This is a genomic window from Nocardia sp. NPDC003345 (assembly GCF_053589395.1).
The window spans coordinates 1-11560 of the sequence record NZ_JBSFRU010000206.1 but is presented as its reverse complement, the minus strand read 5'-3'; the positions used below and the strand labels follow the sequence as shown (position 1 = coordinate 11560).

Here is an 11560-nt window from a genome sequence, read left to right as displayed (position 1 = left end):
TGGGCGTCCCGCTGGTGGCCCGCTTCGGCCGTGGACGGTATCGCCGCGCTGGATCCGGGGTTGCTCGCACGCGAGATCAACGAACTGACCGCCCTGTGCGAGGGCATCGTCGACGGCGCGGACGCGGAAACCGCGATACCGGACGAACTCGCCGCGGGAAGCGAACTGCTCTCCGGCCGGGCGGGCGATTACGCGCTGGCCGCGGGCGGGCCCGCCCGGAACGGGTCGTTATCGCTCGGGCGCGGCAGCGGCGGCTGGGATTGGCGGTACTGCCCGCCCGGTGTCCTGGATGCCTCGGAACACGCGGTGTCCTGGGAACTCTTCCGGACCGCGGGGACGACGACCGCGCATATCGCGGCCCTCGCCGCACCGGGGACGCCCGCGGGTGTCCCGGACCATCTGCGCCCGCTCGCCCGGCTCCGCACCCCGCTGGGACCGGTGGAGGTAGCCCTAAAACCCGGGTTCGACAGCTGGACCGCGGCGGTGGCGGTCCCGGCCGATACGGTGACCGGTGTCGAGGTCTTCGTCCCGGGTGTGGGCCCGGAAAGTGGTCGGCGGCCCGGCGGGGCCGCGCTCACCGGGAACGTGCCCGGTTCGCCGGACGAGCGGGCAGCGGGTGCCAGGCAGCGTATCCGTGACCTCGCCCGGACCCGGCTGCGGTTGGCCGGTACCGATCCGGGCGCGGCCGATCGGGGGCCGGAACCGGCCACCACCGGCCCGCTGCGGGCGGAGACCGCCGCGGCCGAATCGGATTCGGACTTCTGAGATGGCCGATCAGCAGAACCCGCCCGGCCTGGAGCTTCTCTACGAGGGCGCCGCCGCCTATCAGCGTGGCGAGGTGGCCGAGGCGCTGCGGATCTTCGAGCACGCCGTGCAGACCACCACCGACGGAGTCCGTACCAGCGCGCTGATCAACGCCGCGAGTATGTACGACGAACTCGGCGACCACCGGGGCGCCGCCGTGCGGTATCGGCGTGCCCTGGGCGAGATTCCGGCCGACGCCGTCGAAAAACGCGCCTCCACCTTGATCAACTATTCGCAGGCCCTGCAGCATCTCAGTGAACTGGACGAAGCGCAGGCCGTCCTCGAGCAGGCGCGCGATCTGCTCGGCGCCAATGCGGATCTCGGCGTGCTGCGGGTGTCCTGCCTGTTGTCGCTGACCGCGGTCGCCACCCATCGCGGCCGCTGGACCCGGGTCATCGAAATAGGTACCGAGTCACTGGACGCGGCAGTGCGTTTCGCGCCACATCTGGCCGGTCATCCGCTGATGACCCTGGCCGGGGCCTATTTCGAGACCGGCCGCCGCGACCTCGGACTGGATTTCGCCCAGCAGGCGCTCGCGGCGTTCACCGCGGCCGGTGACCACAACGCGGTCGCCGATACCCAGCAGAACCTGGCCCAGATCCTGGCCCGGATGGGCCGCCCGGACGAAGCGGAGGAACTGGCGCGCGCGAGCCAGGAGTACTACGAACGGGCCGGGCTGGGCTACCGGGCGGGGGTGGGCTGGAAGGTGCGCGGCTTCCTGGCCGAAGGTCGCGGCGAACTCGACTCCGCCGAGCAGTGGTATACGCGCGGTCTCGACTGTTTCGAAACCTCCGGCGCCGTTCTGGACTCGGCCGCGGTGCGCTCCCGGCTGGCCACTCTGGCCTACCTCCGGGGCCGGATCGGGGAGGGACAGCAACTGCTGGCGGCCGCGTTCGCGGTCTACGCCGAACGCGGCCTCGGACTGCACTGCGCCCAGCTCGACTACTGGCACGCGGCATTGCTCGAAACGGTGGTCGACGATATGGGCGATCCGGCTCCGGAGTTGCTCGCGCTGGGGCGCGCGCTGGCGGTGCCCGCGGCGATCGCCATCGACGCGGTGCGCTACACCCTGCCCAACGGGGGCCAGCGCGACCAGTGGAATCGTGAGGTGGCCGATCCGGCGATCCGGCTGGCCTTCCGGTTCGCGTATCTGTGTGGCGACGCCCCGCTGCTCGCCGATCTCATCGAAACACAGTGCGCGGGAACGACCCTCGATCCGGACGGGGCGCGCGAGACCGGCCGCCCGCAGTTTCCGCTGGACCTCCCCGGTCCACCGGTCGTATCCGCCGAACCGGCCGGGCCCCTGCATCTCGGCGCCGCACTCGCGCATATCGCCGCGTCCGCCGGCCTGCCGGTCACTCCGCCGCCCAGGCTGGCAGTGGGCCCCGGCGGGCGTATCGCGCTCGCCGATCACCTCGCCGTCGCCGAACAGCGCTACGGGTATCCGGTGCGGGAGAACCGGGTGATCCCGGTATGAACGCAGCGATGGCCGGAGGCACCGGTATCCGGAGGTGGTCGCGGTGATCGGGCGGCCCGCGGTCGTGCTGCGGATGGCCGACGCCGGCGACCTCTACATGTCCTGGCGGTGGGACGGCGACCCGGCCCTGCCCGGAGTCGCGGTGCTGCCGGGCGGCGCGATCGACGCGGTGGTGGGGGAACTGGCCGCCGCGCTGCCCGATCCCCGGTTCCCGGACCGGCTCGAACAGGCCCTGACCACCGGCGCGCTCGCCGCCCCGGATACCGAGTACCGGCTGGCCCGCGATCTCTCCCGCGCGCTGCTGCCGCACGACCTGGGTGTGCAGTTGCACGCCCTGTACCAGCGCGGTGTGCGCCCGCTGATCCGGCTCCAGCCCTCGCCCCGGGTCGCGCAGGTGCCCTGGGAGATCCTCGCGCCCGATCCCGCGCTGCGATTGCTCGATATCGCCGATATCGCGCTGCTGCCGCCCGCGGGCGTGGTGCACGCGCCGAACCGCACGCGGCGGCCGTGGGCCACTTCGCGCGAATTGCCGGTGGTGGCGGTGCTCGATCCGCGGGTCCCGGGTTTCCGGGCCGATTCGGAGCTCGGATCGGTACTGGGGCGGATGGACGGCACCGGCCCGCTCGGTGAACGGGTCGCGGCGCATCTGCGTACGGGCCGGCTGCGGCCCGGAGCCGGCGATCCGGTGGCGATGTTCCGGCGTACCGATCTCGACCGCGCCTGGTTGTCGCGGGCGCTGCGCGACGGCGCGTCCCGGCTGCTCTACGTCGGCCACGTCACCGCCGCCGCACCCGAATCCGGGCAGAGCGAGACCGCCGAACTGCATCTGGCGTGTACCGCCGAAACCGTCGGGTTCGCCGCACCGCAGCGTACCCATCGCCCGCTCTCGGCCAAGGATCTGCTGCTGGGCACCCATACGCTCGATCCTCGTCCGGTCGCCGGGCCGGAGCTGTGGCCGATCCCGGGCCGGGTCGCGCTCATCGCCTGCGAGAGCGGCGGGGATTCCCGTTTCACCGAAGCCCTCGGGCTGGTGGCCGCGATGGTCACCGGCGGTGCCGAACTGGTCACCGCCACCCGCTGGCCGCTGCCCACCGATCTCGCCGTCCACATATTCGGGGGCGCGAACGGTGTGACCCCGCTGCAGGACGCCGTTTGCGCCGTCGACGCCGCGCACGACGATGCGGACCCGGTGCTGTCACTGGCCCGGTGGCAGCACGACAGACTGCGGGCCTGGCGTGCCACCGGCGCCCTGCACGATTCGCCCGTGTTGTGGGCGGCGCCCGCCACCTTCGTCGCCTGAGCGCGGTGGGCCCGGGGCGGTGCGCCGGAAGCCGTCCCGGTCGCGATCCGCGAATTCGGAATAGACCATTCGCGACCGTTCGGGATCACGAAAGTCGTTATCGCATAGCACTTTCTGAATTCATCTCCGGTTCGCGGGATTTCTGCCGGAACCGCGATATCGGGCGGCCGGTGCTCGCTACGATGCCCGCGGGAACGCATTCGCAGGGGGTTGTATGAGCCGATTCGCCGGCGGGGCGCCGGTCACTGTCGCCGTGGGGCAGTTGTGGATCGACGAGGGCCGGTGGCTGCTCGTCGAATCCCTGCCGGTCGACGGCGCTTTCGTGCTGTGCCGGGTGGTGGCGAAGCGGGTCGCCGACCGGATCACCGCGCCCGGCAATTCCGTTCTGCTCCTGCGATCCCAATTGGTCGGCGAATGTGAACTCGCCGAATCCGCGCCCGCGGCGTCGCCGCCGGATTTCGCGCTGATCGGAATCGACCGCGATGCGAAACGGATTCGGCTCGACGGGATCGAATTCCCCTATCACGTGGTCAATGTGGGTCCCCGCGTGCGGCGCGATCCCGACGGTTCGATCTCGGTCGTGGTCACCTTTCACACCCGGGCGGTGGACGATCCCGGCCGCGCCGGCGAATGATCGATCGGTCCGCGGGCGGGACCGGGCTCGGACCGGTCGCGGGGTAGCCGGTCACCGCCGGGGCGGCAAGGGTATCCGGTCGAGATCGGCGGCGACCACGATCTCGCCGCCGAATTCCCGCCGCGCCTCGGCGAGGTGGGCGTCCACGGTGCGGTAGCGCTGGGAGAAATGGGTCAGAACCAGTGTCCGCACTCCGGCCGCGGCGGCGATACGGGCGGCACCGGCGGCGGTGAGATGGCCGTACTCCGCGGCGAGCCCGGCGTCGGCCTCCAGGAACGTCGCCTCGATGACCAGCATGTCCGCTCCGGCGGCCAAGGCCCGGGCACCGGGGCAGTCACGGGTGTCCATGACGAAGGCGAAACTCTGCCCCCGGTGCGCGACACTGACCTCTTCGAGGTTCACCGTGCCGCCGCGCCAGCCGATCTCACCCTCCCGCTGCAGGCGTCCGACCACCGGGCCGGACAGCCCGAGTTCGGCCAGCCGCTCCGGCACGATCGAACGGAAGTCCGGTTCGGTGAGCCGATACCCGAATGCCTCGACCGGGTGGTCGAGGCATTCGGTGGTGAGCGTGAACGGCGCGCCGGGCGCCGGCAGCGCGCCGGGGCCGGTGATCGGGTGCGTGCGCAGGTCGACGGTCCGGTGATAGGCGGTCGCCGCGCACAGGTTGTCGAAATATCGTTGCCCCGACCCCGGATAGTAGGCGTCGATCGGATGCGGAACCCGGTCGAGATTGATCCGCTGCACCACTCCGGCCAGTCCCAGACTGTGGTCGCCGTGGAAATGGGTTATCGCGATCCGGGTCAGATCGGTGGCCGAGACACCGGCGTGGATCATCTGCCGCTGGGTGCCCTCGCCGGGATCGAAGAGGACGGCCTCGGCGCCCCAGCGCAATACATAGCCGTTGTGGTTGCGCCGGGCCGTCGGCACCTGGCTCGCGGTGCCCAGCACCACGAGTTCGCGTTGTGACATCTAGCCGCGCACCGGCCTGGGCACCGGGAGAGCACGGCCGGCGGGACATGGGACGGACATGGCAACGACCCTAACCGGCTCCATCGGCGGGCACCCGGCTCCACGCACCGGCCGCCGGGGGCGCCGACGCTAGCCGGCCGATTCGTTGGGCACCATATCGGCCCCGGTCACCAGCAGGCCGATCAGCAGTCCCGCCGCCAGACAGACCGCGGCCGCGATGGCCGCCCATTTACCCAGCTGCTCACCTCGGATATGCCCCACAACGCCGAGGATGATCCCGGCCGGACCGAACAGGATGGGACAGAACAACAGCGATATTCCGGCGCAGACGAAGCCGATGATCGACAGGACCTGCGGACCGCTACGTTCGGGCGGCTGGGTCGTGCCGTAGGGCTGGTACTCCTGCTGCGGATAGGCCGGATAGCCGCCGGGCGGTGGCTGCGCGCCGCCCCACCCGGGCTGTTCGCCGCCCTGCCATCCCGCCTGCTCCGGATATCCGCCCTGGGACGGGTAGGGGGTGCCGCCGCCCGGGGGCGGGTACGGCGTGCCTCCGCCCGGCGGCGGGTAGGGGGTACCGCCGCCCTGTGATGGATAGGGCGTGCCGCCTTGGGATGGATAGGGTGTACCGCCCTGCGACGGGTAGGGCGTACCACCGTGCTGGGGATACGGCGTACCGCCCTGAGGATGGCCCTGCTGCGGGCCCGGGTACTGCCCGCCGGGCGGCTGCGGCTGCCAGGCCTGACCCGGTGCCTGCTCCTCGGGCCGGTCCCACCACGCCTGCGGCGGCACCTCGCCCCCGACCGCGCCCGCACCGGGCCGGTGTTCCGGCCCCTCGGCGCCGGGCTGCCAACCCTGCGCGAATGCCGCGCTGCCCGGGTCCGGGCCGGGTTCCCGGCCACCGGCCGGCTCTTCGGGACCGGGCCGGTCCGAGCTCGGGCGGGATTCCCGGTGCAGGATTTTGGGCAGGTACTCGGTAGGCGGGTCATGGGGTGACGGTGGCGTTCCGCCCGCGGCGCCCCGGTCGTCGCCGGTGCCGGGTTCGGGTCCATCCGAGGATTCCCCGGCGGCCTGCGGTGCGCTCGGCGTGAGCGGTGCGCCCTCCGGGCGGCCGGGCGCGTTCGCGGGGGTCTGCGTCTCATCCGGCGGCTGCGGCGCGCCCGGGGCCTGGAACGGTTCCTCGACCGGTTCCCGGGGACGCTCCGAAGACTCCGGCCCCGCCCCGGCAGCGGATCCGGAGTGGTCGTCCTGCGGCTCTTCGCCGCCGTATCGCGGGTCCTGCGGTGTACTCATCGCGTCTCCTCGTTCGTATCGTCGAGGGCTCGGAAAGTCGGTACCGCGGTGCGGGCGCAGCGCGCTGTCAGAGCTCGGGTTCCTCCTCGATATGGATGGCGGCGGCCTCGGCGGGACGGTCGTCGGAATCGGGACGGTGCCGGCGGCCCTGCTCCTGCGCCAGCTCGTCGGTGATCCCGAGACGGCCGTCGTCATCGTTCTCCCGATAGCGAATGCGCAGGTCGGCAGGCGGGTCCTCGATATAGCGCTCGTAGGCGCGGACCTCGTCCTCCTGCTCGTCATCACCCATATCGGGGTTCTGGGATTCGCGATCCATACCAACCAGTATGCGCCGATCCGGTGTCCGGTTCAGGGATGGTGGCGCCCGGTGTCGAAGACCCGTCCGAGACGGCGAACGGCCCCGGACCAGCGGTCCGGGGCCGTTCGGGAAGCGGGATCAGGCGTTGCCGTTGAACAGGCCCGTCACCGAACCGTTCTCGAACACCTCGCGGATCGTACGCGCCAGCAGCGGCGCGATGGACAGCACCGTGAGCTGCGGAAACTTCTTGTCCTCGGTGATCGGGAGGGTGTTGGTCACCACGACCTCGCGGGCGCCGCAGGAGGCCAGCCGCTCGGCGGCGGGAGCGCTCAGCACACCGTGGGTCGCCGCGATCACCACATCGCCGGCACCGGCCTCACGCAGCACGTTCACCGCGCCGGCGATGGTGCCGCCGGTGTCGATCATATCGTCGATGAGAATACAGGTGCGGCCCTCGACCGAACCGACCACCCGGTTCGACTTCACCTGGTTGGGGACCAGCGGATCGCGGGTCTTGTGGATGAACGCCAGCGGCGCGCCGTCCAGCGAATCCGCCCATTTCTCCGCCACCCGGACGCGGCCCGAATCGGGGGAGACCACGGTGATGTTGTCGAGGCTGTAGTTGTTGCGGACGTACTCGGCCAGCTGCAGCTGAGCGTGCATATGGTCGACCGGGCCGTCGAAGAAACCCTGGATCTGATCGGTGTGCAGGTCGACCGTGACGATACGGTCGGCACCCGCGGTCTTCAGCAGATCGGCGACCAGGCGAGCCGAGATGGGCTCGCGGCCGCGGTGCTTCTTGTCCTGGCGGGCGTAGGGGTAGAACGGCAGGATCGCGGTGATGCGCTTGGCCGACCCGCGCTTGAGCGCGTCGATCATGATGAGCTGTTCCATCAGCCACTGGTTCAGCGGCGCCGGAAAACTCTGCAGCACGAAGGCGTCGGAACCGCGTACCGATTCCTCGAAGCGGACGAAGATCTCCCCATTCGCGAAATCACGCGCGACCTGCGGGGTGACATGAACGTCGAGTTCCTTGGCCACCTGCTCGGCCAGTTCGGGGTGCGACCGTCCGGCGAAGAGCATCAGGTTCTTCTGGTTGTCGATCCATGACGCGGTCACTGCTGGTTGCCATCCTTAAGCTTTGTTGCCCGATCCGGTGTTCTCATCGGCCGCGAGCGCCTTCGCCGCCGCCTCCGCTGCAGCGGTACCTGGACGTTTCCGCTGCACCCAGTTCTCGATATTGCGCTGCGTTCCGCCGGATACGGCCAGCGCGCCCGGCGGGACGTCTTCCCGCAGCACAGTACCTGCCCCGGTATAGGCTCCGTCACCCACGGTCACCGGGGCGATGAACATCGTATCGCTGCCGGTTCGCACATGGGACCCCACCGTCGTCCGGTGCTTGTTCACGCCGTCGTAGTTGACGAACACACTGGATGCTCCGATGTTGCTGTGCTCGCCGATGGTCGCATCGCCGATATAGGTCAGATGCGGGATCTTCGTATGCCGCCCGATCTCGACGTTCTTGGTCTCGACGAACGCGCCGATCTTGCCGGATTCGCCGAGCGAGGTCCCCGGCCGCAGATAGCTGAAGGGGCCGACCGTCGCGAAGGCGTCGATGGTCGCGCCCTCGCCGTGGGTGCGGATCACCTTGGCGCCGTCCCCGACGGCGCTGTTGGTGAGCGTGGTGTCCGGGCCGATCTCGGCGTCCTCCCCGATCGCCGTGGTACCCAGCAACTGCACCCCCGGCCGCACCACGGTGTCGCGGCCGATCCGCACATCGGTATCGATCCAGGTGGTGGCCGGATCCATGATGGTCACCCCGGCACGCATATGCCGTTCCAGGATGTAGCGGTTCAGGGTGCGCGCCGCAGCGGCCAGCTGCACCCGGTCGTTCACGCCGGTGACCTTCGCCGAATCGACCAGCCGCGCGCCCTGCACCGGATGCCCGGCCTCCCGGGCCAGCTTCAGCACATCGGTCAGGTAGAGCTCGTGCTGGGCGTTGGCGGTGGACAACCGGCCGAGCATGGCGCGCAGTACACCGGCGTCGAACGCGTACACACCGGAGTTGACCTCACGGATCGCGGCCTGCTCCGGAGTCGCGTCGGCGTGCTCGACGATCTCGGCGACCTCGCCGTCGGGATCGCGCACGATGCGGCCGTAGCCGTTCGGGTCGTCCGGGACGAAGGTCAGCACGGTCACGGCGGGCCGCTCGGCGTAACTGCGATGCTCGTCCAGCAGCGCCGACAGCGTGTGACCATCCAGCAGCGGGACATCGCCGGAGGTCACGATCACATCGCCGGTGAAATCACCGGGCAGTCCCGACAGTCCGACCTGGACGGCATGCCCGGTCCCGAGCTGCTGCTCCTGCACCACCGGTGCGATCACCCGGTCCAGTTCCGCGGCCACGGCCGCCGCCGCGGCGCCGACCTGCTCGCGGTCGTGCCCGATCACCGTAACCAGATGGTCGGGTTCGATCGCGTGCGCGGCGTACAGCGCGTGCGCCAGCATGCTGCGACCCGCGAGCGGGTGTAGCACCTTCGGCGTCTTCGACCGCATTCTCGTACCGGCACCTGCGGCTAGCACGATGACGGCGGTCTGCTCCTGCATTGATCTCCCTCGGGCCGACGATGGTCATCGTGCACGCGAGCTGCTCCGCCGCCAGGACTCGAACCTGAACTATCTGAACCAAAATCAGAGGTGCTGCCATTACACTACGGCGGACTGTCACACCGGTGGGTATCCATACCACCCGCCGCTGTGCCCCGGCACGGCAACGATACTCGCATGCCACACCGGGATCCGTCGAACCGCGGGTGGTGGCGACACGCCGGGCGGGTTCTCCGGCGCCTCCCACCGTGCCCGCCCGGCCGTCGGCACCGCCCGGGTGACCCCGGCCGCCGCAGGTCTGAGACAGTTGATCTCGATGGTTTTGGTCGCGGATACGCGGTATCGGCGACCCCGGTAACCAGGGAGGCGGGAACGTGTCGTCGGGAGACCCGAGAACGGCCGGGGAAACCAAAGAGGCAACCGAGCAGGTCCGGGCCCGGCAGCGGATGACCGGTACCCAGCGCCGGCAGCAACTGATCGAGATCGGCCGCGCACTCTTCGCCGAACGCGGCTACGACGCCACCTCCATAGAGGAGATCGCGCAACGCGCCCAGGTGTCCAAGCCCGTCGTCTACGAACACTTCGGTGGAAAAGAAGGCCTGTACGCCGTCGTCGTCGACCGCGAGATGTCGATGTTGCTCGACATGATCACCTCCTCGCTCACCAACAACCGGTCGCGGGTACGGCTCGAACAGGTGGCGCTGGCCCTGCTCACCTATATAGAGCAGCGCACCGACGGGTTCCGCATCCTGGTGCGCGACCAGCCGGTCTCCTCCACCGACGGCCGCTACTCCAGTCTGCTCAACGAGGCGGTCAACCAGGTCGCGCACCTGCTCGGCGGCGACTTCGAACGCCGCGGCTTCGATATCAGCCTCGCCGGGCTCTACGCCCAGGCACTCGTCGGAATGGTCGCCACCACGGCCACCTGGTGGCTGGACGTCCGCAGCCCCTCCAAAGAAGTGGTGGCCGCGCACCTGGTCAACCTGTGCTGGAACGGCCTCAGCCATCTCGAAGCCGACCCGCAGCTCAGCTCGGAATGGCCCGCCGTCCCCGGCCCGCTGCCGGCGAACTCGCCCGGCGGGCAGCGGAGTTCGGGCAACCCCGAATGAACAGCCCGCGAACTCCGGTGGGTCGTCGAATCGAGAGACGTAGCGAACACGGATGGTACGGTTCACCCATCCTTTGGGTGCTGTTCGGGCGGTGAGTCGGTCTACTTCGACAATGTCGGTCTACTTCAGGATGGCTGGTTATTGGGATGACAGGCGGGTCTGATGGCTAGGCAAGCGCGCGCGGAGATCACCCGCGATTCCGTCCTGGCGGGCGCTGCCGATGTCTTTCTGCGCTTGGGTTACGCCAATGCGAGCCTCAGTGAGATCATCGCGCAGTCCAACGTGACCAAGGGCGCCTTATATTTTCACTTCGGGTCCAAAGAAGAACTCGCGCGTGCGGTGGTCGATCAGGGCAACGAACGCCTGACCGCCTCCTGCAAAGGTTTCTTCGACTCCCGGGTCCCGGCGCTGGAAGCCGCGATCGGCATCACCTACGTGGTGGCCGACCTCTCCATGAACGACCCCATGGTCGGCGCCATGCTCAAACTCACCCACCAGATCGGCGACTACCGCGGCGCCAACGGCGACAACATCGCCAAGAACTGGGGCGAGACCTACCGCCACCTCGCGGAGAAGGCCATCACCCAGGGCGACCTGGAACCCGACCTCGACCCCGACGCCATCGGCCTGCTGCTCTACGGCCTCACCACCGGTATCCATATCGTCGCGGTGGGGACCGAGTCGATCGACCAGATGGCGTCACGGATGGAACGGGCCTGGTATTTCCTGCTACCTTCGATCGTTCCGGACGACAAGGTGTCGTACTTCCGGGAGTTCGCGGCGCGGCGGTTGCGCAGGTACGTGCCGTAATTTGGAGCGGTCCTCCGCGTAGAGGTGGGTGGATCAAAACCGCTCCGTGGGTGAATGCGGATCAACCCCGTTCGCGGCGATGTGAGTGGGGATCGACCCGTTCGCGAACGGTGAGTTCGGGGTGACCCCATCGGGACGGTGAGTTCGGGGTGACCCGTTCGCGGAGGTGGTTTGGATGTGCCCCTCCGCGAAGGGTCGGGCTGTGATTTTGGAGCGGCTCCGCCGCTCGAGGGTGGGGCCCTATTAACCCCGGGTCTTCACT

At 69.5% G+C, this 11560-nt stretch carries 11 protein-coding genes and 1 tRNA gene; 6 read left to right on the top strand and 6 right to left on the bottom strand.

Annotation, left to right across the window (positions count from 1 at the left end):
• From ACWDU1_RS21255 to ACWDU1_RS21240, 4 genes are all read left to right on the top strand, one after another.
• Positions 1–765: hypothetical protein (locus ACWDU1_RS21255; RefSeq protein ID WP_450000831.1), on the top strand; the 765-nt coding region annotated here is incomplete at its 5' end.
• A gap of 1 nt (position 766) precedes the next feature.
• Positions 767–2281, top strand: a complete 1515-nt coding sequence (locus ACWDU1_RS21250) for a tetratricopeptide repeat protein (protein ID WP_450000829.1) — start codon at positions 767–769, stop codon at positions 2279–2281.
• 73 nt (positions 2282–2354) lie between these two features.
• Complete coding sequence (locus ACWDU1_RS21245) at positions 2355–3581, top strand: CHAT domain-containing protein (protein ID WP_450000834.1); 1227 nt, start codon at positions 2355–2357, stop codon at positions 3579–3581.
• A gap of 214 nt (positions 3582–3795) precedes the next feature.
• Complete coding sequence (locus tag ACWDU1_RS21240) at positions 3796–4215, top strand: hypothetical protein (protein WP_450000828.1); 420 nt, start codon at positions 3796–3798, stop codon at positions 4213–4215.
• Between the two features lie 51 nt (positions 4216–4266).
• Here the strand turns inward: ACWDU1_RS21240 and ACWDU1_RS21235 are convergent, their stop codons facing one another.
• From ACWDU1_RS21235 to ACWDU1_RS21210, 6 genes are all read right to left on the bottom strand, one after another.
• Entirely contained in the window at positions 4267–5184 is a 918-nt protein-coding gene (locus ACWDU1_RS21235; protein WP_450000826.1) for a ribonuclease Z, read from the bottom strand.
• A gap of 129 nt (positions 5185–5313) precedes the next feature.
• Positions 5314–6474 carry a hypothetical protein gene (locus tag ACWDU1_RS21230; RefSeq protein ID WP_450000825.1) on the bottom strand — a complete coding sequence of 387 codons (1161 nt, stop codon included), beginning with the start codon at positions 6472–6474 and terminating at the stop codon, positions 5314–5316.
• A gap of 67 nt (positions 6475–6541) precedes the next feature.
• On the bottom strand, positions 6542–6790 hold the full coding sequence (locus tag ACWDU1_RS21225) for a hypothetical protein (protein ID WP_450000823.1): 249 nt from the start codon (positions 6788–6790) through the stop codon (positions 6542–6544).
• Between the two features lie 120 nt (positions 6791–6910).
• A complete protein-coding gene (locus tag ACWDU1_RS21220) occupies positions 6911–7891 on the bottom strand; it encodes a ribose-phosphate diphosphokinase (RefSeq protein WP_450000821.1) in 981 nt (326 codons plus the stop codon).
• A gap of 15 nt (positions 7892–7906) precedes the next feature.
• Entirely contained in the window at positions 7907–9379 is a 1473-nt protein-coding gene (gene glmU, locus ACWDU1_RS21215) for a bifunctional UDP-N-acetylglucosamine diphosphorylase/glucosamine-1-phosphate N-acetyltransferase GlmU (protein ID WP_450000819.1), read from the bottom strand.
• Positions 9380–9422: 43 nt separating this feature from the next.
• Positions 9423–9493: transfer RNA gene (locus ACWDU1_RS21210), tRNA-Gln, on the bottom strand.
• 332 nt (positions 9494–9825) lie between these two features.
• Here ACWDU1_RS21210 and ACWDU1_RS21205 point away from each other — a divergent pair.
• Both ACWDU1_RS21205 and ACWDU1_RS21200 read left to right on the top strand, forming a co-directional pair.
• On the top strand, positions 9826–10488 hold the full coding sequence (locus ACWDU1_RS21205) for a TetR family transcriptional regulator (protein ID WP_450000832.1): 663 nt from the start codon (positions 9826–9828) through the stop codon (positions 10486–10488).
• A gap of 162 nt (positions 10489–10650) precedes the next feature.
• On the top strand, positions 10651–11298 hold the full coding sequence (locus ACWDU1_RS21200) for a TetR family transcriptional regulator (protein ID WP_450000818.1): 648 nt from the start codon (positions 10651–10653) through the stop codon (positions 11296–11298).
• The last annotated feature ends 262 nt before the right edge of the window (positions 11299–11560 follow it).

Coding starts and splice junctions, on each gene's coding strand:
- ACWDU1_RS21240 (WP_450000828.1), top strand. CDS start 3,796: ATGAGCCGATTCGCCGGCGGGGCGCCGGTCACTGTCGCCGTGGGGCAG.
- glmU (WP_450000819.1), bottom strand. CDS start 9,379: ATGCAGGAGCAGACCGCCGTCATCGTGCTAGCCGCAGGTGCCGGTACG.
- ACWDU1_RS21225 (WP_450000823.1), bottom strand. CDS start 6,790: ATGGATCGCGAATCCCAGAACCCCGATATGGGTGATGACGAGCAGGAG.
- ACWDU1_RS21250 (WP_450000829.1), top strand. CDS start 767: ATGGCCGATCAGCAGAACCCGCCCGGCCTGGAGCTTCTCTACGAGGGC.
- ACWDU1_RS21235 (WP_450000826.1), bottom strand. CDS start 5,184: ATGTCACAACGCGAACTCGTGGTGCTGGGCACCGCGAGCCAGGTGCCG.
- ACWDU1_RS21200 (WP_450000818.1), top strand. CDS start 10,651: ATGGCTAGGCAAGCGCGCGCGGAGATCACCCGCGATTCCGTCCTGGCG.
- ACWDU1_RS21205 (WP_450000832.1), top strand. CDS start 9,826: ATGACCGGTACCCAGCGCCGGCAGCAACTGATCGAGATCGGCCGCGCA.
- ACWDU1_RS21245 (WP_450000834.1), top strand. CDS start 2,355: ATGGCCGACGCCGGCGACCTCTACATGTCCTGGCGGTGGGACGGCGAC.
- ACWDU1_RS21230 (WP_450000825.1), bottom strand. CDS start 6,474: ATGAGTACACCGCAGGACCCGCGATACGGCGGCGAAGAGCCGCAGGAC.